Below are 19,850 nucleotides of genomic sequence, written 5' to 3' on the forward strand. Positions count from 1 at the left end.
CATCCACGTGGAACTGGCGAGTATAGGAAAGCCTCGGATCGCCCGGCGCACGGGCGGCGCGGCGCTTCAGTTGCCGCGGTACGTCGAATAACCGAAAGGGCTCAGCAGCAACGGCACATGGTAGTGCTGGCCGGCCGCCGTCACGCGGAATTCCACCGGGATGCGCGGGAAGAAGGTGTCCTGCTTCAGACGCGCATAGTGCTCGCCCGTTTCAAACACGATGCGGTAATCGCCGGCCGCCATCGGCTTGTCTTCCGGATACAGCGCGCCGATGCGGCCCTGCGCGTTGGTGACGCCGGCGGCCAGCGCGCGCCATCCTTCTCCGGCGCGCTGCTCCAGCGTGACGCGGACACCGGCCGTCGGCTGGCCGCTCTGCAGGTCGAGCACGTGGACGCTGAGCGGGTTGGCCGCCGCCACGGCGAAGGTCGTGGCGCCGGCAAGGGCGCAGGCAAGCAGTGCATGCTTGATCGGATTCATGGTGGTTTCCTTGTAAAGATTGAAGTTCATTGGGGAGATTGGTCGAGCCCCGGTACGGCGCGGATCGCCGCCAGCGCGCAGGCATGGTCGTTGGCGGCACCGCCGCCGCCGGCAACGCCGAGCGCGCCGACCACCTGCCCGGCCGCGGCGACCGGCACGCCGCCGCCGAGCAGCAGCAGTTCGGGCAGCGTGGCCAGGTTGCGGGCGTCAGGATTGGCGGCGGCGCCGCGGGCCAGGTCCAGCGTGGCGCTGCGGGTCGACAGCGCCGTGTAGGCCTTGCGCCGGCTCGCCTCGATATTGTGCGGGCCGACCGATTCGGTGCGCTGCAGCGCCAGCAGGTTGCCGCCGCGGTCGAGCACCGTGGCCACGATCGCGCGATCCTGGCGGCGGCAGGCATCGATGGCACCAGCCACCAGGCGGTTGGCGGTGTCCAGCGTCAGGTCGGTCTGCTGGCGCACCTGGGCGGCGGCGGGCAGCGCGGCCAGCGTGGCCAGCAGGGCAAGCAATGCATGCGGAGAGGCAATCGGTTTCACCGTGGGATTCCTTTTGGTCGAGTCGAGGCGTCATTGTGGCGGCTGCCCGGCCACGGCCGCGTGACCGCCAGATGACAATTTCGTCATCCAGCGCCGGCCGGCGCGGGCATACAATGGCTGCTTTGCCCGCCACCGCCATGACCATCCTGGTAATCGAAGACGAGCCGAAGACCGGCGACTACCTGCAGCGCGGCCTGGCCGAATCCGGCTTTGCCGTGCGGCTCGCACGCAACGGGCGCGACGGGCTGGCCATCGCCGGCGAAGGCGGCATCGACCTGGTGGTGCTCGACGTGATGCTGCCCGGCATGGACGGCTGGCAGGTGCTCGCGGCGCTGCGTGGCGCTCCGGCGACCGAGCAGATCCCGGTGCTGTTCCTGACCGCGCGCGACGAAGTACACGACCGGGTGCGCGGCCTGGAGCTGGGGGCCGACGACTACCTGGTCAAGCCGTTTGCCTTCGTCGAGCTGGTGGCGCGCCTGCGCACGCTGCTGCGGCGCGGCCCGGTGCGGGAGGAAGAACTGATCCGCATCGGCGGCCTGGAGATCGACGTGATCCGGCGCCGGGTGCGGCGCGACGGCACGCCGGTCGTGCTGACAGCCCAGGAATTCGCCCTGCTGCACCTGCTGGCGCGGCGCGAGGGCCAGGTGCTGTCGCGCTCCCTGATCGCCTCGCAGGTCTGGGACATGAACTTCGACAGCGACACCAACGTGATCGACGCGGCCGTGCGGCGGCTGCGCCGCAAGATCGACGACCCGTTCCCGGAAAAGCTGATCCATACGCGGCGCGGCATGGGCTATGTCTGCGAGGTCGAACCGGCGGCCGGCGCATGACGGCGTGGCTGCGCATGACGGCCTGGCTGCGCGATTCGCTGGCGGGGCGCGTGAGCGCCATGTTCGTGCTGGTCGCCGCGCTCGCCGCAGCGGGGCTCGGCACCTGGCTGTACCTGTCGTTCGTGGCTGAAATCGAACGCCGCGACGACATGGCGCTGCTGGGCAAGCTGCGGCAGGTCCAGCTGCTGCTGGGCCGTCCCGGCGCGGCGGGCCTGCTGAGCACCCAGCCGGACCTGTTCCGCGACACCATGAGCGGCCAGGAGAATTCGCTGGTGCGCTTCCTGGCGCCGGACGGTACCGTGCTGGCCGACATCAACGCCGGCGGCGAACGCTATCCGGTGCCGCCCGCCTCCTCCTCGTCCCTAGCGCCGGACCGCGCGGCGATCGTCAGCTGGACCAGCCGGCACGGCGACCCGGGCCGGGTGGTGGCCGGCACCGCCCGGCTGGGCAGCGGCGCGGACCCGCTCCCGGCCACGGTGACGGTCGTCGTCGCCCGCGCCTATGCCGGGCGCGCGGCCCTGTTCGCCGAATACCGCCACCGCATCGCCGGCGCGGCGGCCATCAGCGCACTGGCGGCGGCGCTGTGCGCGGCATGGATGCTGCATCGCGGATTGCGCCCGCTGCGGGTGGTGGCCGAGCATGCGGCGCTGGTGCGGCCCGGTACGCTGGACCGGCGCCTCGACGCCAGCGATGCCCCCTCCGAACTGCGGCCCCTGGTCGGCGCCCTGAACGCCATGCTGGCGCGGCTGCAAGAAGGATATGCCCGGCTGTCGGGTTTTTCCGCCGACCTCGCGCATGAATTCCGCACCCCGGTCGCCAACCTGCTCGGGCAAAGCCAGGTGATGCTGGCCCACCCGCGCAGCGCCGCCGAATACGAAGGCCTGATCGCATCGAACATCGAAGAGCTGGAGCGGCTGGCGCGGATGATCGAAAGCATGCTGTTCCTGGCCCGGGCGGAGCAGGACGACGTGGCGCCCGACCTCCGGCCGCTGCAGGCGCTGGACGAACTGTCGAAGGTGGCCGGCTTCTACGAAGGCATGGCGGAGGAACGCGGCCTGCGGCTGGAATGCGGCGGCGGCGGCATGGTGCTGGCCGATCCCGCCCTGCTGCGGCGCGCGCTGGCCAACCTGCTGTCGAACGCGGTACGGCACGCCGCCCCCGGAAGCACGGTCTGGCTGCGGGCGGCACCGGCCGGCGAATCGACCGTGCTGAGCGTGGAAAACACCGGCACGCCGATCGCGCCGGAACACCTGCCGCACCTGTTCGAGCGTTTTTACCGGGCCGACGCGGCGCGCGGCCATGGCGAGGGGTCGACCGGCCTTGGCCTCTCGATCGTGCGCGCGATCATGGCACTGCACGGCGGCACGGCGGCGGTGCACGCGGACGCGGCGCGCACCCGTTTCACGCTGCAGTTTCCCGCCGGCGCCACACCGGGCCCCGCCGGCCGGCGGCCGGGCGCCGCACAGCGGTGATTTCAGGTTAATATTCGCTACCAACCTTCCGGCTAAAACGCCGGTCTATCACGGCTCAACCAGCCGAACATGGGCGCGCGATGAATCTGGCTACAGACCGGGATGACGATGGCGATGTCGATGGTGAAGGCAATGGCAATGGCTTGTCCACTGGGGCAATGGAACTGCTGTCGATCCGGGATGCCGTGTTCGACCACTGGGAAGCGTCGGTCCGGGCGAACATCAAGGGCGCCGCCGAGCTGCTCGGCCCGGCACTGACGGACAATCTGCCCAGTCTCTACGACAACCTGGCCGAGGCGATCAGCCCCGGCCTGGCCAGGGCGACCGCCACGCAGCACACCACGGCGGCGATGTCGCATGGCAGCGAGCGCGCACGCCTGACCTGTTTCGGCCCCGACGAGGTGCTGCGCGAATACCAGCTGTTCCGCGACGCCATCCGCGAAGTGGCCCAGGCGCGCGGCATCCGCTGGACGGCGGATGTCTGGGCCGCGATCAGCCGGTCCATCGAGATCGCCGCCTGCGAATCGCTGCGCGAGTTCGCCGCCACGCACGAAGCGCTGCGCCGGCGCATGGCGGCCGCGCTGTCGCACGACATGCGCGCCCCGCTGGCGGTCATTGCCACCGCGGCGCAGCTGATCGCGCACAGCAACGACATCGAGGTGGCGAAGCGTTCCGCCGACAAGATCCTGCGCCATGCCGCACGGCTCGAATCAATGATGGGTGAACTGCTCGATGCGCTGACGGTGTTGCGCGAGGAACTGCCGCCGCTGGTCCTGTCGCCGTTCGACATGTGCGAACTGGCGCAGGACGTCGCCCGGCAGTTCGGCGAGCATGGCGGTGGCCCGTTCACGGTCACCGGCCACAGCGTCGCCGGCCACTGGTGCGCCCCGGCCCTGCGCCGTGCGCTGGAAAACCTCGTCTCGAACGCCGTGAAATATGGCGCGGCCGGCGAGGTGCGGATCGACATCGCGTCGGGCCGCGGCCGGCTGTCGCTGTCGGTCCACAACCATGGGCCGGCCATTCCGGCGGAACGGCGCGAACGCATCTTCGGCTACCTGTTCCGCTACGGCGGTCCGGGCACGGTAGGCTGGGGCATCGGGCTGCCCTTCGTGCGCGACGTGGCCGAGGCGCACGGCGGCAGCGTGTCGGTCGACAGTGCCGAGGACACCGGCACCACTTTCACGATCGACATTCCGGTGGATTGCCGGCCGTTCGTCAAGCGCGCCGTGCAGTGCGCCACGCCGGCGCCGGCGCCGGAACAGCGCGACAGCGGCGGCGCGTGAGGCAACCGGATGGTCAGGCCGCCACGGCGTACCGCACGTCGCGGAAGAAACGCAGCATCTCCCCGCTGGCCGACGGCCCCTTGTCGTCGGCATAGCTGCCGCGCAGGCTGCCGCCGGACCAGGCGTGGCCGGCCCCGTGGATCACCCAGTGCTCGGCAAGGATGGCGCCGTCGGCGCTGCGATGAAACACCCTGGTGTAGCCGCGCTCGCGGGCAACGCCGCTTTCCTTCACCACCTCCGCAACCGGCCCATTGTCCGGGCGGGCGCTCAGCGTATGTTCGATGACCGTGTGGCCATTGGCGAAGTGTACGGTCTGGTCGTTATCGCCATGGAAAACGATCACCGGCACGGCCGCCTGCGTGAGCGCGGCGGCATCCCCGATCGTGGCGCCGTTGCGCATCGCCTGCAAGGCGGTGGCGGTATCGGCGGCGCAGCCATGCGGCAAGCCGGAATGACAGCCCACCGCCGAATAGATGTCGGGGTAGGTACACCCCAGCACGACGGCCATCGCCGCGCCGGCGGACAGCCCGGCGACGAACACTTTACCAGCCGGCACCAGGTATTCCGCGGCGACTTCACGCGTGGCCCCGGCGATCAGCGCGGCATCGCCGTGGTCGCGCTGCCGGTGTGCCTTGTCGAACCAGTTCCAGCAGCCGCCCGTCATGCCGAACTGCGTTTGTTCGGGATACATCACCAGGCAGCCTGCTTCCTCGGCATGCCGGTTCATCTCGGTACCGTTGGCGAAATCGTCGGCACTCTGGCCGCAGCCGTGCAGCATCACGACCAGGGCCGGTTCGTGGCCGGTAAAGGTGGCGGGAATGTAGAGCTTGTAAGCCAGCGACCCCTGGGGAGAATCGAAGGTCCTGCTGAGGAAGCGGGGCCCGGGCGGCAGGCCGGCCGCCGCCCCGGCGAGTGGCTGACCGGATGGATCAGCTTGAATCGTTGCATCGTTTGTTGCACCGTGAAAGTTCAACGGCAGGAACGCCAGGCGCGTCCATTGTTCACATAGAGTTTGTATTTGAATCATTGAAGACTCCGTCGTTGATGGTGGGTCTCCTGCATGTTTTTTTACACTCTACCGTGTACCAGTACCGGATGGCAGCGCCGAACGCCTGCGCTGGCGTAGGACGTTGCCTCGCCAGCGCACCGCACCCGGGCCCACGCCTCATCGCCGCGGCAGCGCGGCAGGGGGCGCTAGCGGGGCTCCGGCGGGCCTTCCGTGTCACCGTCGGGAAGGGTGTACACCTGCCCCGCCGTCACGCCCGAGTCGCGCTTGCGCGCGCGCAGGTCGCGGTAGACCGCGGCGCGCATGACCGTCATGGCCACCACGGGCGCCGTCATCAGGATGAACACGGAGATGATGATCTCGTGGATCACCAGCCGCGACTGCGCTACCGTGAAATACAGCATCGACGCCAGCAGCAGGCAGCCCGCGCCCAGCGTGACCGTGATGGCCGGGCCGTGCATGCGCTGGTAGAAGGTGCGCAGCCGCAGCAGGCCCAGCGCGCCGATCAGGATGATGGTGGCGCCCAGCACCAGCAGCAGCGCCACCGGCAACGCGGCCCAGCCGGGCAGGTATTCGATGCCGTTCATTCGATGATCTCCCCGCGCATCAGGAACTTGGCCATCGCGACGGTCGACACGAAGCCCACCAGCGCGACCAGGATGGCCACCTCGAAATACACCTGCGTGCCGAAGCGGATGCCCAGCACGATCGCCAGCAGCATGCCGCACATCCACAGCGTGTCGAGCGCCAGCACACGGTCGTGCGCGGCCGGGCCGATCAGCAGCCGGATGGCGCACAAGCCCATCGCCACCAGCACGCACACCACCGCATAGGCAATCGACAGTTCAAGCAGGGTTTCCATCGTCTTTCTCCGTTTCAAAGATCAGCATCAGCGGCTGCTCGTAGCGGGTCCTGATCGTGTCGACCCACCACGCCTCGTCGTTCAGGTCGAACACGTGCAGCGCCAGCTCGTACCGCTCCGGCAGGATTTCCACCCACACGGTGCCGGGTGTCATGTTGATCAGGCAGGACAGCATCGCCAGCCCGTAGGGATCGCGCATCGTCAGCGGCACGCGGATGAACTGCGAGTTCACGCTGGCGTAGTCCTTGAACAGGATGACGCGGCACACGCCGAAGCACGAGCGGACGATTTCCACCGTCGCCATCGCGATCAGTTGCGCGAACACCAGCGGCTTGCGCAGCCGCGGGTAGCCCAGCGGCAGCAGCCGCCGCGTCAGCAGCGGCACCGTGATGCCGAGCACCGCGCCGAACAGCACATTGGCCGGGTCGAGCGCCTGGTTGAGCAGCAGCCACAGCGCCCACAGCGCCAGCGACACGACCGGATACGGCAGCCAGCGCTTCATGGCCCCTCCGTCGCAGGCGAGGGAGCACGCGGAGGCGCCGGGGCAACCGACGGCGAAGGTACCGGCGGCGTGCCCAGTACGCGGTCGATGTACAGCCTGGGCTGGTGGATGCCGTCGCTGGCGCGCGCCAGGTAATCGAACACGGGCTGCGCCTGCACCGTGAGCAGCACCGATACCAGCAGCAGGCCCGCCACCGGCGCCACCTCCGCCGCATGAAGAGTGGGCGGCCCGGCCGTTTCGGTGGCCCAGAACGTGCGAACGCCGAAGCGCATCAGCGACACGATGGCGGCCAGGCCGGAAACGAACACCAGCGCCATCAGCGTCCAGCCGGAAACGCCGATCGCCGGCGCCGCCGCGCCGGGATTGATCAGCGCATGGAACATGCCGAACTTGGCGACGAAGCCGGACAGTGGCGGCAGCCCGGCGATGGTCAGCGCGCAGGCGGCGAACGCCAGCGACAGGAAGGCCATCGCCGCGGGCACGCCCCTGCCCTTCGGCTCGGCGGGCGTATCCTCGACGGCGAAGGCTTCGGCCGTCAGTGCCAGCATGGCCGCGCCCGGCGTGCGGATGCGGTCGACCAGTTCGATCAGCAGCACGAAGGCGGCGATGGCGATGGTGGACGCGATGAAGTAGAACATCCCGGCCGCGACCAGCGACGGCTGGCCGTAGCCGACCACGGCCAGCAGCGTGCCGGACGACACGATCGCCGCATACCCGGCCAGCCGCCCGGCCGTGTCGGTGGCCAGCATGCCGGCCGCGCCGAACACGATCGTCGCCATGCCGCCCCACAGCAGCGCGTCGTAGCCGAAGCGTGCCGCCGCGCCGGCGCCGTCGCCGAACGCGAGCAGCCAGATGCGCAGGATCACGTAGGCGCCGATCTTGGTCATCAGCGCCAGCATCACGGCCACCGGCGGCGATGCCGCCGCATACGTGGTAGGCAGCCAGAAGCCCATCGGCCACATGGCCGCCTTGACGAGGAAGGCCAGCGCCAGCACCGCCGCGCCGGCCTGCAGCAGGCCGACTTCCCCAGGCGGCAGCGCGGCGATGCGCCCGGCCATGTCGGCCATGTTCAGCGTGCCGGTCGTGGCATAGACCAGCGCCGTGCCGACCAGGAAGAACAGCGCGGCGACCAGGTTGACGGCGATGTACTGCAGGCTGGCGCGCAGCCGGTCGACGTTGTACCCGTGCAGCACCAGCCCGTACGATGCGGCCAGCATCACTTCGAAGAACACGAACAGGTTGAACAGGTCGTGCGTCAGGAAGGCACCGTTGATGCCCATCAGCAGGAACTGGAACAGCGAATGGAAATGCACGCCGATGCGGCTCCAGCGCGGCTGCGCGTAATGCAGCGCGGCCAGCGACAGCACCGCGGTCAGCACCAGCATGCCGGCGGACAGCCGGTCCGCCACCAGCGAGATGCCGAACGGCGCCGCCCAGTTGGCGGCCAGGTAGACGCCGATGCCATCGGGCCAGCCGCCACCTGGCCAGCTCCCGTCGGCCAGCGCCGCCAGTGCCAGCGCATTGGCCAGCAGCGCCAGCACGCAGCCGTAGGCGACGGCGAACTTCAGCCGGTGCCAGCCCTGGGTGAGCGGTGCCAGCGCCGCGCCGCACAGCAGCGGCAGCACGATCGGCAACACGACAAGGTGCTGGGTCCATGCCAGGTTCATTCGCCAGGCTCCTCGCCGTCGACATGGTCTGTGCCGGCCAGGCCACGTGCGCCGATCATCACCACCAGGTACAGCGCCGTGGTGGCGAAGCCGATCACGATCGCCGTCAGCACCAGCGCCTGCGGCACCGGGTCGGCCAGCGCCGCGGGATCGGGCAGCGCGCTGGCGGCGCTGCCGGCCGGCGTCAGCGGCGGCCGGTCGACGGCCAGGCGCCCCATCGCGAAGATGAACAGGTTGACGGCGTATGACATCAGCATCAGGCCGATCAGCACCTGGAAGGTGCGCGGCCGCAGCACCAGCCAGATGCCCGCGCCGAAGACGATGCCGATGCCGAGGGCGAGTACGGTTTCCATTACTGGATCTCCTTGGGTGGCGGGATGGCGGCCGGCGCGGCGGCAATATCGGCGCTGCGCACCACCCCCGGCTGCGGGCGTCGGCTGCGCAGCGACTGGTGGGCCAGCGCAACCAGGATCAGCATCGTGGTGCCGACCACCACGAGGAACACGCCCAGGTCGAACATGAAGGCCGATGGTACATGCAGCTCGCCCAGCAGCGGCAGCGTCACGTGCGCGGTATGGCTGGTGAGGAACGGGAAGCCGAACAGCCAGGCGCCCATGCCGGTACCGCAGGCGCACACCAGGCCCCAGCCGATCCAGCGGTGCGGCCGCAGCCGCAGCTTCGATTCCACCCAGTCGGTGCCGGCCACCATGTATTGCACGATCAGCGTGGTGGCGAAGATCAGGCCGGCCACGAAGCCGCCGCCCGGCAGGTTGTGGCCGCGCATGAAGAAATACACGGCGATCACGCCCATCACCGGCAGCAGGAACCGCAGGTAGACCGCCTGCACCATCAGGTAGCCGTCGCGCGCCTGCTGCGCGGGCCGCTGGGCGATCGCCGGATCGACGTCGCTGGCCTGCTGCATCGGGATGGCGATGCTTTCCGGCGCCGGGCGGAAACGGCGCAGCAGCGCATACACGGTGAGCGCCACCGCGGACAGCACGGTGATCTCGCCCATCGTGTCGAAGCCGCGGAAATCGACCAGCAGCACGTTGACGACATTGGCGCCGCCGCCCTCGGGCAAGGCGCGCAGCACGAAGAAATCGCGGATGCTCGGCACGCCCGGCCGGGTCAGCACCGCATAGCTGGCCGCGGCCAGCGCCAGGCCGCCGGCCACCGCGATGGCGGCATCGCGCGCACGCCGCAACTGCGTTTTCGGCGGGGCCCGGCCAGTCAGGTGCGCGGGCTGGTGGCGCGGCGGCAGCCAGCGCAGGCCCAGCAGGATCAGCACCGTGGTCACGGTCTCCACCATCAGCTGGGTCAGCGCCAGGTCGGGCGCCGACAGCCACAGGAACGTCACGCTGGTCACCATCCCGGTGCCGCCCACCAGCGCCAGCGCCGCCAGCCGGTGATACTTGGCCTGCCAGGCGGCGGCCAGCGCGCAGCCGGCACCGATCAGCCAGAGCAGTGCCAGCAGCGGATCGGCCGTGCCGAGCGCAGGCAGCGGCAGGTCATCGATGGGCCAGGCCAGCAGCAGCGGCGCGGCCACGAAGGCAGCCATCAGCACGCGCAACTGGGGCTGCAGGCGGCGCGTACCGGCCAGGGCCACCAGCCGCGCCGCGCCCTGCGACAGCCCCAGCATCACGTTCTCATAGAACTGCGCGCCCTTCAGGCGGTGCAGCACGGGCACCCTGTCACGCTCGGCCAGCCCGAAGCGCTTGCGCAGCAGCAGGTAGACCGCCACGCCGCCGCCCAATGCCACAAAGCTCATCAGCAGCGGCAGGTTGACGCCATGCCAGATGGCGAGATCATATTCGGGCACCGTGGGCCCCAGCACCGAGCGCGCCGCCACCGCGAGGATGTCGCCGACCACCCGCTCCGGCATCACCCCGACGGCGATGCACAGCAGCACCAGCAGTTCGATCGGCGCGCGCATCCAGCGCGCCGGCTCGTGCGGCTCGGACGGCAGGCCGTGCGCCAGCGGCCCGAAGAACACGCTGATGAAGCGCAGCGAATACACCACGCTGAACAATCCCATCAACACGGCGGCATATGACATCCACCAATTGTCGCTGCCGCCCACGATCATCGTCTCGGCAAAGAACATCTCCTTGGACAGGAAGCCGTTCATCAGCGGCACCCCGGCCATGGCGGCGCTGGCCACCACCGCCAGCGCGGCGGTATGCGGCATCGCCCGCCGCAGGCCGCGCAGCAGGCGCATGTCGCGCGTGCCGGTTTCATGGTCGACAATGCCCACCGCCATGAACAGCGAGGCCTTGAACACCGCATGGTTCATCGTGTGGAAGATGGCGGCAACCACCGACAGCGGCGTGCCGATGCTGAGCAGCACGGTGATCAGGCCGAGGTGGCTGATGGTGGAATAGGCCAGCAGGCCCTTCATGTCCCACTGGAAGATGGCAAAGTACGAACCCAGCAGCAGCGTGCACACGCCGGCGGTGCCGAGGATCCACATCCACTCCTCGGTTCCGGCCAGCGCGGGCCACAGCCGGATCAGCAGGAAGATCCCGGCCTTGACCATTGTGGCCGAGTGCAGGTAGCTCGACACTGGCGTCGGTGCCGCCATGGCGTGCGGCAGCCAGAAATGGAAGGGGAACTGCGCGCTCTTCGTCAGCGCGCCCAGTGCGACCAGCACCAGCGCCGGCACATACCACCCGTGCGCGCGGATCGTGTCGCCCGCCGCCAATACCTTTTCCAGGTCATAGCTGCCGGCGATATGGCCGAGCAGCAGTACGCCGGCCAGCAGGCACAGGCCGCCGAGGGTGGTGACCGTGAAGGCCATGCGCGCGCCGCGCCGCGCATCGTTGCGCTCCTGCCAGTAGCCGATCAGCAGGAACGAGGTGGCGCTCGTCAGTTCCCAGAACACCACCAGCTGGATCAGGTTGCCGGACAGGACCACGCCCAGCATCGCGCCCATGAAGGCCATCACGCAGGCATAGAAACGGTGTGCCGGGTCGCGCCGCGACAGGTAATAGCGCGCATACAGCAGCACCAGCAGGCCGATGCCCAGCACCAGCACGGTGAACACCCAGGCCAGGCCATCCATGCGCAGGACGATCTCGAGCCCGAACGCGGGCAGCCAGGCGAAACGCATCGTCGGCACGGCGCCGTCGGCGATGGCGCCGAACTGGCTGGCGGCAAGCACCAGCGCGGCCAGGCTGGCGATACCCGCCACCGCGGCGGGGCGGTCGCGCGAGCCGCCCGGCATGCAGGCGGTGACCAGGGCCGCGGCGAACGGCAGCAGGAGCAGCAGCAGGAGCATCGTCAGCTCCCGGGTAGGCGGCGTTTGCCCGCTGGCGCCGGACGGTCAGCCATCGCCGCCTTCCGGCGCGCGCACCAGCAGCGTATCGCATGGCAGCTGCTGCATCAGGTCTTCGCTGGTGCTGCCCATGAACACCCGCGCCACGGCCGATTGCCGGTGCACGCCGAGCACCACCAGCCCTACCGCCTCCTCGATGACATGGCGGGCGATGGCTTCGGTGACCAGGCCGCGGCCCACCACCGCGCGGATGCGCTGCCGCACCCCGCCCTCCAGCGCGCAGCCCTCCAGGAAGCGCTCGCATGCTGCTTCCGCTTCGCGCAGCGCGCCGGCGGGGTCTTCCGCGCCCTCTTCCAGCACGTGCAGCAGCGTGACCGGGCGGTCGGGAAACAGCCTGAGGGCGGTGTCGAGCGCCCGGCGCGAAGCCTCCGAAAAATCGTTCGCCACCAGGATGCGGCCATAGCTGCCGCGGCTGCGCTGCCGCACTACCAGCAGCGGATGTTCGAGCTCCTGCGCCAGGCGCGCCGCGGTCGACCCCAGGATGAGCTGCTGCACGCGCGCGTTCGTCGAGGCGCCGATGACGACGAGCGCATCGGCGAACGTGGCCGCGGCGTCGAGGATGCCGTCGGTCACGTCGCCTTCCAGCACCTGCAGGGCCGGTGCCAGGCCCGTACCGGCGAATTCCTCGGCCAGTTCGGCGCGCGCGGCCGGCGCGAACGCGTGGCCGGTACTGCCGCCATCGAGCCACGCCGACACTTCCTCGGGCGTGCTGGGGCCCTGCTGCACCACCAGCACGGTGAGCTCGGCGTGCCATTCGAGCGCCAGCTGCCTGGCGCGGTCCAGCGCGCGGTCGCAGCGCGCGGTCAGGTCCGTGGCGAGCAGCAGGCGCCGCGGCTGGAGGTTGTCGGTTATGTCGGTTATATCGTTCACGTCACTCCCGGTCGCTCAACAGGTAACAGTCGACACTGTAACGGTTCCTGGCGATCGATGACCACGCGTTAGGCCGCGGGCCGGCCCGTGCGGGCACTGACCCGTCCGTATGCGCACGGGTCTTGTCGCTTACGGTCATCGAGGCCGTCATGATGGGGAATATTCGCATGCCGTGACAAAGTGTGCATTTTGCATATATGCAATTTGCTATGCTCTGAAATCCTGACCGCGCCCCTTGCACACGCGTGCGGCGCGGTCGGGCGCCTTTGCCCCGCATTTCCACTGCCCATCACGACGCAAGATGACGAACACCGATATGACCCGCTTCGAGACGAGTTTCGCACGCTTCCGCTTCTTGATCTGGGCAGTCTTCGCGCTGAGCATCGTCGACGTCCTGGCATCGCCGGAAGTCTCCGGCCTGGAATCGCCGATGTGGGAAATCGTGGTCGCATTCGCCGCGCTGCTGTTCGTATTCGCCGCCTGGATCAACCTCCTGCTGCTGAAAGGCCGTAACTGGGCGCGCATCTTCTACACAGTATGCATGATCGCCTGGCTCCCGCCGATCACCGACTGGAGCACGCTTGCCGGACCTGCGCGGTACCTGACGATCGTCGAAATCGCACTGTGCGCCTGCATCATCTACCTGATGTTCACCGATCCGCTCAGGCACCACTTCGCGAAGAAAAGCGCCGCGGCAACGCCGGCTGCAGGGTAAGCACCGGTGCCGGCAATGAAGACCTACCACGGCAGCTGCCATTGCGGCGTGGTCCGGTTCGAGGCCGACATCGACCTGGCCCAGGGCACGCTGCGCTGCAACTGTTCGATCTGCGCGAAGGTGCGCTTCTGGCCGGCCATCGTGCAACCGTCTTCCTTCAGGCTGCTCGCCGGCGCGGAGGAACTCACCGAATATCGCTTCCTTTCGAAGCGCGACCAGCACCTGTTTTGCCGGCATTGCGGCGTGCGGCCCTTCGTCAACGGCCGTTCGCCGCGATGGGGCGAGTTCGTTGCCGTGAATGTCGTGTGCCTGGACGACGCGACCGCCGACGAGCTGGCCAATGCTCCCATCACCTACCTCGACGGCAGGAACGACAACTGGGACACGCCGCCCCTGGAAATACACCACCTTTAAGGCCGTTCTCCCACCGCCTGGCCCCGATTGATGTGGACCCGGCAACCGCCGTGGTCTAAGCTGGGCGCTCACCAAACAATTGGAGGAACGCCATGGTTGCAAAGAATACCATCTGTCTCTGGTTCGACGGTACGGCACTGGAAGCCGCGCAGTTCTATGCGGCGACCTTCCCGGACAGCGCGGTGGGCGCGGTGCACCGGGCACCGGGCGACTACCCTGCCGGCAAGGAAGGCGACGTGCTGACCGTCGAATTCACGGTGGCCGGCATCCCCTGCATCGGCCTCAACGGCGGGCCGGAATTCAGGCACAGCGAAGCATTCTCCTTCCAGATCGCCACCGACGACCAGGAAGAAACCGACCGCCTGTGGAACGCGGTTGTCGGCAACGGCGGCCAAGAGAGCCAGTGCGGATGGTGCAAGGATAAATGGGGACTGTCGTGGCAGATCACGCCGCGCGCGCTGATCGCGGCGTTCACCGATCCGGATCGGGCAGCGGCGCAGCGCGCCTTCCAGGCGATGATGGAAATGCGCAAGATCGATATCGCCACGATCGAAGCCGCGCGGCGCGGCTGACGCGCGCCGCGCGGCGCGCGGCCTCACCTGCCCGCCACCGATTTCCTCAACCATGAGAAAGCGCCGTCGATCAGGGCAAGCTGCCTGCCGGCGGCAGCGATCGAAGCGTCGTCGCCGTGCCGGCGGATGTAGCTGGCCAGCCCGTGCGCCACCGCATCGGCCTGCAGCTTGAGGATATCGGCGTCGACGACATGTCGCACGAAGTCGAAGCAGCATGGGCCATCCATGAATTCGGCATCGTCGAAGTTGCACTGGTGCGCGGCCAGGACCAGCAGCTTGTCCATATCCGCCGGGCCGCTCCCCATGCCGACGTCGACGCCGGCCAGCGTGCCGAGGGCGGCGATGGCCTTGCACATCTGGTGTTCCGCTTCGCCGCAGTCGCGCAACTTGCGCTGGAAGGCCAGCCTGGTCTTGGGAATTCGCCGGGGCTTGAACATGGGCCTGGGCCGGAGCCTGAATCCGTGCATGGTTCCGGGCTTGGCCGGGGGCGTGACTTCGGGTTGATCTGCGGCGGGCGAATGCGTGGCACTGTCGCTGGCACTGTCGCTGGCACTGTCGCTGGCACTGTAATTGGCGCTATCCACGGTGTGTCCTTTCAGGGAAGGTTGGCTCGTACATGCCATGCTTGGACCAGCTCTGCAGCGGGAAGTTCCGCAGCGTTCCGGGGCGTGCCCGCACGATGTCACTCCACCGCCACGTCCCACAGCTTCGCCATCCTCGAGGTCCCCTGCGGCCCCTCCACCGTCAGCACCACCAGATATTTGCCGGCCTCCCGGTAGCGGTGCACCGGATGCTGTTCGCCGGACGTGGCGCCATCGCCGAAATCCCAGTGCCACCGCGTGACAGGGCCCGCGCTCTCGTCCCGGAAGCTCACGCTGCGCCGCGCCATGTCGGTCACGGCGAACGACCAGCGGGCCTCGAACGGCTTGCGGTACCTTGCATCGAGGGGCATCAGCGTGAACACGGTGCCCAGGCTGGAGTTGCCATACATCTTGCGATGCTCCGACAGATTCCAGAACGCCTTCTGCGCGCCTTCATCGGCACCGTCATAGTCGATCACGGCCCAGGTCAGCCCGACCTTCCGGTTTTCGGTTAGTTGCGATTCTACGGCGCGGGCCGGGTCCGCCCCGGCGTAGTCGAATGGCGTGATCCAGAATTCGGCGGTCAGCCTGCCGGGCTGGCCCGGCTTGAAATCGTATGAATACGCGATGTTCGAGTACGGCAGTTTCTTCAGCCACGCCTGCGGCCCCCACAGCAGCGTCCAGTCCTTGCCGTCCGCCGGCGTGAAGATGTGATAGTTCTGCGCATGCACGCCGTGATACGCGAAATAGCGCTGCGGCCAGGGCAGCGACTGGTTCGGGTGCAGGGTGTCGATCAGCGGCCCGCCCGAGAGATCGCCATCGACGACGATCTCGAACGTGTCGTTGTGCAGGCCGGGATCGGCGAAGTCCCAATGGTCGTCCCAGGCCTCGTAGAGAAAGTACAGGCGGTTCAGGCCCGCCACCCACGCCACGCGGACCTTGATGTCGAGGCTTTTCGGATCGATCTTGCGGCCCTTGCCCGAATCGTCGCGCAACTCGCCGGTGCCGACGACGTACGCATCGGGGAAATCGCGCCAGTCGTCGGCCTTGCCGTCGATGACGGGGATTTTGTTGGCGGGGAACTGATACACCTTGTAGCCGCGGTCGTCCTGGGCAGTGGCGGCGGTGCAGGCGATGGCGGCGAACACGCCGAAGGCGAATGATCTGGCGGCGATTGTTATCATGCGAAGGCGGGAAGCATCGTTGGGACTGCGTGAACTTTATCAGCTCACAGCCGGCATGATTGCCGCCGGCCGATCAATCGATTGAGAATCACGCGCAAACGGGAGCGAAGGCGATTCGTTGTACTTCCTCGATCCCGATGGCCACAAGCTGGAGATCCACGCCGGCAGCCTCGAATCGCGGTTGGCATCGCTGCGCGCCAGGCCTTATGACGAGTTGACGCTGTTCGACTGAGCGCGCAGGCGTCCTAAGCCTCCAGCACGAACGCCGCCGCCTGGAAATCGCCCTGCAGCGCCACGCGCAGGCCGTGCCCCATCCAGTAGGCGCCGCTGGCCCGCTGCGGCGTGTGCGGCGCCGCGCTGCCGGCGATCGCCCGCAACGCATACACTTTCTTCGGATCGAGCCCGCGCAGCTGGATGCGCGGCTGGGCCTCGCGCAGGCCGCTCGAATGCAGGAACGCGAAGAGCACGGCCTGGCTGCCGTCCTGCGCCACGGAAAGCGTGGCCGAGCGGTTCGAACCGCCCTGCGGCGACACGAGGCGGTACAGATTGCCCTGCTGGACCGTCTTGCGGACAGTCTTGTACTCCGCAACCAGTCGCTTCGCCGTCGCGAAATCGGCGTCCTTCCAGTGATTCAGGTTGGCGCCGATGCCCAGGCCGCCCTGCATGGCCGACAGGAAGCGGTATTCCAGCGACGTGACGCGCCGGTTGACGAAGTTCGGCGCATCGGTCACCCAGGCCATCATGATCGCCGGCGTGTAGGCGCGAGTAAAGCCATCCTGTATCAGCAGGCGGTCGAACGGGTCGGTGTTATCGGACGTCCACACCTGCTCGGTCAGCGCCATGATGCCCAGGTCGACGCGGCCGCCGCCGCTGGCGCAGGATTCGATCTCCACCTTCGGATGGCGCCGGCGCAGTTCGGCCAGCAGCTTATACAGATTGTCGACGTAGGCCACGTACAGGCGCTGCTGGTCGGCCGCCGCCACTTCCGGCCAGCCGGGCTCCGACCATGCGCGGTTGTGGTCCCACTTGAGGAAGGCGATATCGTGGTCGGCGAGCAGGCGGTCCAGCATCTTCAGCAGGTGGTCGTAGACGTCCTTGCGGGCCAGGTTCAGCACCAGCTGGGTGCGCGCCTCCGAGCGTGGCCGGCCCGGGAAGTGGATCACCCAATCCGGATGGGCGCGGTACAGGTCGCTGTCCGGATTGACCATTTCCGGCTCCACCCACAGGCCGAACTCCATGCCCAGCGCGTTGACGCGCTTGATGAGGGGTGCCAGCCCATTGGGGAATTTCTTCCTGTTGACGACCCAGTCGCCCAGGCCCGCCTTGTCGCTGCTGCGCGCGCCGAACCAGCCATCGTCCATCACGAAGCGCTCCACGCCGATGCTGGCCGCCTTTTCCGCCAGCGCCGTCTGCCCCGCCTCGTCGACGGCGAACAGCGTGGCTTCCCACGAGTTGTAGAGCACTGGCCGTACGCGCGGTGCCGATGCGCCGGGCGGGATCGGAAGGATTCTCTCGCGCTGGTAACGGTGGAACACGCGCGATGCGCCGCCGAAGCCCTGATCGGAAAAACCGGCATGGTAGACCGGCGACGCCAGGCTTTCGCCCGGTTTCAGACGGTAGGCGAAATCGAAAGGGTTGTAGCCCGCGGTAGTGCGGATGCCGCCCAGCGCATCCATGTCGACGTGGATGCGCCAGGAGCCGCTCCAGCCCAGCGCGCCGAACCACACGGGGCCGGATTCCTCTTCCGTCGCGCCGCGGCTGATCGCGATCCAGGGATTGGCCTGGTGCGAGGTGACGCCCTTGCGGCTCTCGATCACGATCGAGCCAGGCACGATCGGGCGCACCTGCAACGCGAATTCGCCTGCCCAGCGTCCGGTGAGGTAGGACATGCGGTAGTCGTCGCCGTACGGCAGGCAGATGCTGGCCGCGGCCATCTGGTCGACCTGGATCCAGCCCGGCGTGCGGTTCTCCACCACCGCCGAGCGGGCCAGGATGCCGGTCGCGGCATCCATCGCATAGGTCAGCGTGACGTGCACCGCGCGGCCGACGTCCTTCAGCCGGATCACCAGGCGCTCGCCATCCACCTTGTGGTCGACATAGCGCAGCACCAGGTCGCGCACGCCGTCGGGGAACGTCACCTTCAGCGCCGGCTCCACGGTCAGCCCGCCGCCGAAGCCCGGGAACTCGAACGGCGTGAGCACCGCGGGCATTTCGTTGGAGGAGTTCTCCGGCACCGGCACCGGCGCCGCCAGCCTGTCGTCCGGCGCCAGCGCACTGCCCCAGTACAGCGACTGCAACTGCCCATCGGGATTGACACCGAAGGCGTACGTCACGCCGGCGCCATCGAGCCGGAACACCTTGCCGGCTTCGTCGACCGAGGGCCGGGCCCAGGCGGTGCCGCCGAGGGCGACGCCGGCGATGCCGCCGAGAAGTTGCATGCAGAGGGTACGGCGGCGCAGGTCGATGTCGGTCATGGATGGCTTGTCTCGTTGTCGTTAAAAACTGTTGTAAAAAACCGGGGGACTGCCGGATCGCCGTACCGCCCTCCCAGGGGGACTGTCCCGTTTCCCCGGTGTTGTTTTGATACCAGCTCGACTTTAGCCGCGCCTAGCCCGGCTGCGCCTTCTGTTCCCTGGCCCGTATGCCCTGCAGCAGCGTGGTGCGCGAGGAATTCAGGTGGATACGCATCGCCTCGCGCGCCCCCGAGAAGTCGCGCCGCGCCAGCGCCTGCAGGATATCGAGGTGCTCGTGCACCGCATACTGGTTGCGGGCCAGTTCCTCGTCCTTGTCCCACTGGTAGTGGTAGTGGAACACCAGCGACACCACGTCGTACAGGCTCTTGGCGAAACGGTTATGCAGCAGGCCGATGAGGAAGGTGTGGAAGTCGCGGTCGAGGGCGGGGAAATCCTTGTGCCGGGCCGGCATCACGGAACCGAGCTGCTCGTGCCGGACGACCAGGTCGTCCAGCTGCGCGAAGGCCGGATCGCCCGGCGCCAGTTGCGCGAACTGGTCGATCGCGGCAAACTCGAACATCTGCCGCACGTCGGCCAGTTCCATCGCGAACGAGCGGTCGAACGCGCACAGGCGCCAGCCGCCGCGCGGCTTCTTCTCGATCAGGCCGGAACGGGAAAACTCGATCAGGAATTCGCGCACGCTGATCGTGCCGGTGCCGGAAGCGCGTGCCAGCTCGGCTTCCGAAAACTCCGCGCCGGGCGGCATGTCGCGCCGGTAGATGCGCTCCATCAGCACTTCGCGGATGCGGTCCGAGCCGGGCTGCAGTTCGGCGATATCGAAATAATCCTTGCGCTTCGGCTTGCGCAACAGGCGCCGCTCCTTCAGGTCGCCGATCAGGCCCTGTGCATGCAGGTGCGCGAGCACGCTGCGCACCGCGGTGCGGCTGCCCTCGACCAGTTCGGCCATGTGCTGCTCGGTCGGCAGCGGTGCGCCGATCGCCACGTGGTCGGCGATGTGCTGGAGCAGCACGTTCGTGCTGCGCTTGAAGACGAGGGGTGGACGGGCCATGTGGTCTCGATAAGGTATTCAATAAA

General features: G+C 68.2%; 20 protein-coding genes and 1 pseudogene. 7 read left to right on the forward strand and 14 right to left on the reverse strand.

Features of this window, described 5'->3' with window-relative positions; genetic code table 11:
- Positions 1-66 precede the first annotated feature (66 nt).
- Entirely contained in the window at positions 67-477 is a 411-nt protein-coding gene (gene uraH, locus ACY34H_RS11090; protein ID WP_464977548.1) for a hydroxyisourate hydrolase, read from the reverse strand.
- A gap of 26 nt (positions 478-503) precedes the next feature.
- Complete coding sequence (locus ACY34H_RS11095) at positions 504-1,010, reverse strand: GlcG/HbpS family heme-binding protein (RefSeq protein WP_464977549.1); 507 nt, start codon at positions 1,008-1,010, stop codon at positions 504-506.
- A 137-nt stretch (positions 1,011-1,147) separates the two neighbouring features.
- On the opposite strand from ACY34H_RS11095, the gene ACY34H_RS11100 reads away from it, so the two are divergent.
- From ACY34H_RS11100 to ACY34H_RS11110, 3 genes are all read left to right on the forward strand, one after another.
- Complete coding sequence (locus tag ACY34H_RS11100) at positions 1,148-1,840, forward strand: heavy metal response regulator transcription factor (protein WP_464977550.1); 693 nt, start codon at positions 1,148-1,150, stop codon at positions 1,838-1,840.
- Positions 1,837-3,312 (forward strand): heavy metal sensor histidine kinase, encoded by a 1,476-nt coding sequence (locus ACY34H_RS11105; RefSeq protein ID WP_464977551.1) that lies wholly within the window; start codon positions 1,837-1,839, stop codon positions 3,310-3,312. The genes ACY34H_RS11100 and ACY34H_RS11105 overlap by 4 nt, the downstream gene beginning before the upstream one ends.
- Before the next feature lie 80 nt (positions 3,313-3,392).
- Positions 3,393-4,595 carry a sensor histidine kinase gene (locus tag ACY34H_RS11110; protein WP_464977552.1) on the forward strand — a complete coding sequence of 401 codons (1,203 nt, stop codon included), beginning with the start codon at positions 3,393-3,395 and terminating at the stop codon, positions 4,593-4,595.
- A 13-nt stretch (positions 4,596-4,608) separates the two neighbouring features.
- Here ACY34H_RS11110 and ACY34H_RS11115 read toward each other — a convergent pair whose 3' ends face one another.
- The 8 genes from ACY34H_RS11115 to ACY34H_RS11150 all read right to left on the reverse strand — a co-directional run bounded on the left by ACY34H_RS11115 (position 4,609) and on the right by ACY34H_RS11150 (position 12,836).
- The gene (locus ACY34H_RS11115; protein ID WP_464977553.1) at positions 4,609-5,568 is read right to left on the reverse strand and encodes an extracellular catalytic domain type 1 short-chain-length polyhydroxyalkanoate depolymerase; all 960 of its coding nucleotides are present in this window, start codon (positions 5,566-5,568) and stop codon (positions 4,609-4,611) included.
- A gap of 221 nt (positions 5,569-5,789) precedes the next feature.
- On the reverse strand, positions 5,790-6,188 hold the full coding sequence (gene mnhG / locus ACY34H_RS11120; RefSeq protein ID WP_464977554.1) for a monovalent cation/H(+) antiporter subunit G: 399 nt from the start codon (positions 6,186-6,188) through the stop codon (positions 5,790-5,792).
- The gene (locus ACY34H_RS11125) at positions 6,185-6,463 is read right to left on the reverse strand and encodes a K+/H+ antiporter subunit F (protein ID WP_464977555.1); all 279 of its coding nucleotides are present in this window, start codon (positions 6,461-6,463) and stop codon (positions 6,185-6,187) included. Before ACY34H_RS11125 ends, mnhG begins: the two co-directional genes overlap by 4 nt.
- Positions 6,447-6,965, reverse strand: a complete 519-nt coding sequence (locus ACY34H_RS11130; protein ID WP_464977556.1) for a Na+/H+ antiporter subunit E — start codon at positions 6,963-6,965, stop codon at positions 6,447-6,449. Before ACY34H_RS11130 ends, ACY34H_RS11125 begins: the two co-directional genes overlap by 17 nt.
- Positions 6,962-8,632 (reverse strand): monovalent cation/H+ antiporter subunit D, encoded by a 1,671-nt coding sequence (locus tag ACY34H_RS11135; RefSeq protein WP_464977557.1) that lies wholly within the window; start codon positions 8,630-8,632, stop codon positions 6,962-6,964. Before ACY34H_RS11135 ends, ACY34H_RS11130 begins: the two co-directional genes overlap by 4 nt.
- Positions 8,629-8,985: a Na+/H+ antiporter subunit C gene (locus ACY34H_RS11140; protein WP_464977558.1), complete on the reverse strand. Its 357-nt coding sequence runs from the start codon at positions 8,983-8,985 to the stop codon at positions 8,629-8,631. The genes ACY34H_RS11135 and ACY34H_RS11140 overlap by 4 nt, the downstream gene beginning before the upstream one ends.
- On the reverse strand, positions 8,985-11,909 hold the full coding sequence (locus ACY34H_RS11145; RefSeq protein WP_464977559.1) for a monovalent cation/H+ antiporter subunit A: 2,925 nt from the start codon (positions 11,907-11,909) through the stop codon (positions 8,985-8,987). Before ACY34H_RS11145 ends, ACY34H_RS11140 begins: the two co-directional genes overlap by 1 nt.
- Before the next feature lie 45 nt (positions 11,910-11,954).
- The gene (locus tag ACY34H_RS11150; protein ID WP_464977560.1) at positions 11,955-12,836 is read right to left on the reverse strand and encodes a universal stress protein; all 882 of its coding nucleotides are present in this window, start codon (positions 12,834-12,836) and stop codon (positions 11,955-11,957) included.
- Positions 12,837-13,137: 301 nt separating this feature from the next.
- Between ACY34H_RS11150 and ACY34H_RS11155 the strand changes: the two genes are divergently transcribed.
- The 3 genes from ACY34H_RS11155 to ACY34H_RS11165 all read left to right on the forward strand — a co-directional run bounded on the left by ACY34H_RS11155 (position 13,138) and on the right by ACY34H_RS11165 (position 14,537).
- The gene (locus ACY34H_RS11155; RefSeq protein WP_464977561.1) at positions 13,138-13,551 is read left to right on the forward strand and encodes a hypothetical protein; all 414 of its coding nucleotides are present in this window, start codon (positions 13,138-13,140) and stop codon (positions 13,549-13,551) included.
- Positions 13,552-13,566: 15 nt separating this feature from the next.
- Positions 13,567-13,965 carry a GFA family protein gene (locus ACY34H_RS11160; RefSeq protein WP_464977562.1) on the forward strand — a complete coding sequence of 133 codons (399 nt, stop codon included), beginning with the start codon at positions 13,567-13,569 and terminating at the stop codon, positions 13,963-13,965.
- Positions 13,966-14,057: 92 nt separating this feature from the next.
- Positions 14,058-14,537: a VOC family protein gene (locus ACY34H_RS11165; protein WP_464977563.1), complete on the forward strand. Its 480-nt coding sequence runs from the start codon at positions 14,058-14,060 to the stop codon at positions 14,535-14,537.
- Between the two features lie 23 nt (positions 14,538-14,560).
- Here ACY34H_RS11165 and ACY34H_RS11170 read toward each other — a convergent pair whose 3' ends face one another.
- Together ACY34H_RS11170 and ACY34H_RS11175 are read right to left on the reverse strand one after the other, a co-directional pair.
- Positions 14,561-14,974, reverse strand: a complete 414-nt coding sequence (locus ACY34H_RS11170) for a hypothetical protein (RefSeq protein ID WP_464977564.1) — start codon at positions 14,972-14,974, stop codon at positions 14,561-14,563.
- 245 nt (positions 14,975-15,219) lie between these two features.
- A complete protein-coding gene (locus ACY34H_RS11175; protein WP_464977565.1) occupies positions 15,220-16,302 on the reverse strand; it encodes a PKD domain-containing protein in 1,083 nt (360 codons plus the stop codon).
- A 91-nt stretch (positions 16,303-16,393) separates the two neighbouring features.
- Here ACY34H_RS11175 and ACY34H_RS11180 point away from each other — a divergent pair.
- Positions 16,394-16,534 (forward strand): annotated as a pseudogene (locus ACY34H_RS11180) (glutathione transferase); the annotation flags it as partial.
- Positions 16,535-16,547: 13 nt separating this feature from the next.
- Here the strand turns inward: ACY34H_RS11180 and ACY34H_RS11185 are convergent.
- Complete coding sequence (locus tag ACY34H_RS11185) at positions 16,548-18,776, reverse strand: alpha-galactosidase (RefSeq protein WP_464977566.1); 2,229 nt, start codon at positions 18,774-18,776, stop codon at positions 16,548-16,550.
- A gap of 133 nt (positions 18,777-18,909) precedes the next feature.
- Positions 18,910-19,824, reverse strand: coding sequence for a GntR family transcriptional regulator (locus ACY34H_RS11190; RefSeq protein WP_464977567.1), 915 nt, complete (start codon positions 19,822-19,824; stop codon positions 18,910-18,912).
- Between the last annotated feature and the right edge of the window lie 26 nt (positions 19,825-19,850).

The organism is Pseudoduganella sp. jia 9, assembly GCF_055502615.1.

Coding starts and splice junctions, on each gene's coding strand:
- ACY34H_RS11140 (WP_464977558.1), bottom strand. CDS start 8,985: ATGGAAACCGTACTCGCCCTCGGCATCGGCATCGTCTTCGGCGCGGGC.
- ACY34H_RS11125 (WP_464977555.1), bottom strand. CDS start 6,463: ATGGAAACCCTGCTTGAACTGTCGATTGCCTATGCGGTGGTGTGCGTG.
- ACY34H_RS11100 (WP_464977550.1), top strand. CDS start 1,148: ATGACCATCCTGGTAATCGAAGACGAGCCGAAGACCGGCGACTACCTG.
- ACY34H_RS11190 (WP_464977567.1), bottom strand. CDS start 19,824: ATGGCCCGTCCACCCCTCGTCTTCAAGCGCAGCACGAACGTGCTGCTC.
- ACY34H_RS11135 (WP_464977557.1), bottom strand. CDS start 8,632: ATGAACCTGGCATGGACCCAGCACCTTGTCGTGTTGCCGATCGTGCTG.
- ACY34H_RS11185 (WP_464977566.1), bottom strand. CDS start 18,776: ATGACCGACATCGACCTGCGCCGCCGTACCCTCTGCATGCAACTTCTC.
- ACY34H_RS11130 (WP_464977556.1), bottom strand. CDS start 6,965: ATGAAGCGCTGGCTGCCGTATCCGGTCGTGTCGCTGGCGCTGTGGGCG.
- ACY34H_RS11170 (WP_464977564.1), bottom strand. CDS start 14,974: ATGTTCAAGCCCCGGCGAATTCCCAAGACCAGGCTGGCCTTCCAGCGC.
- mnhG (WP_464977554.1), bottom strand. CDS start 6,188: ATGAACGGCATCGAATACCTGCCCGGCTGGGCCGCGTTGCCGGTGGCG.
- ACY34H_RS11165 (WP_464977563.1), top strand. CDS start 14,058: ATGGTTGCAAAGAATACCATCTGTCTCTGGTTCGACGGTACGGCACTG.
- ACY34H_RS11145 (WP_464977559.1), bottom strand. CDS start 11,909: ATGCTCCTGCTGCTGCTCCTGCTGCCGTTCGCCGCGGCCCTGGTCACC.
- ACY34H_RS11175 (WP_464977565.1), bottom strand. CDS start 16,302: ATGATAACAATCGCCGCCAGATCATTCGCCTTCGGCGTGTTCGCCGCC.
- ACY34H_RS11160 (WP_464977562.1), top strand. CDS start 13,567: ATGAAGACCTACCACGGCAGCTGCCATTGCGGCGTGGTCCGGTTCGAG.
- uraH (WP_464977548.1), bottom strand. CDS start 477: ATGAATCCGATCAAGCATGCACTGCTTGCCTGCGCCCTTGCCGGCGCC.
- ACY34H_RS11110 (WP_464977552.1), top strand. CDS start 3,393: ATGAATCTGGCTACAGACCGGGATGACGATGGCGATGTCGATGGTGAA.
- ACY34H_RS11155 (WP_464977561.1), top strand. CDS start 13,138: ATGACGAACACCGATATGACCCGCTTCGAGACGAGTTTCGCACGCTTC.
- ACY34H_RS11105 (WP_464977551.1), top strand. CDS start 1,837: ATGACGGCGTGGCTGCGCATGACGGCCTGGCTGCGCGATTCGCTGGCG.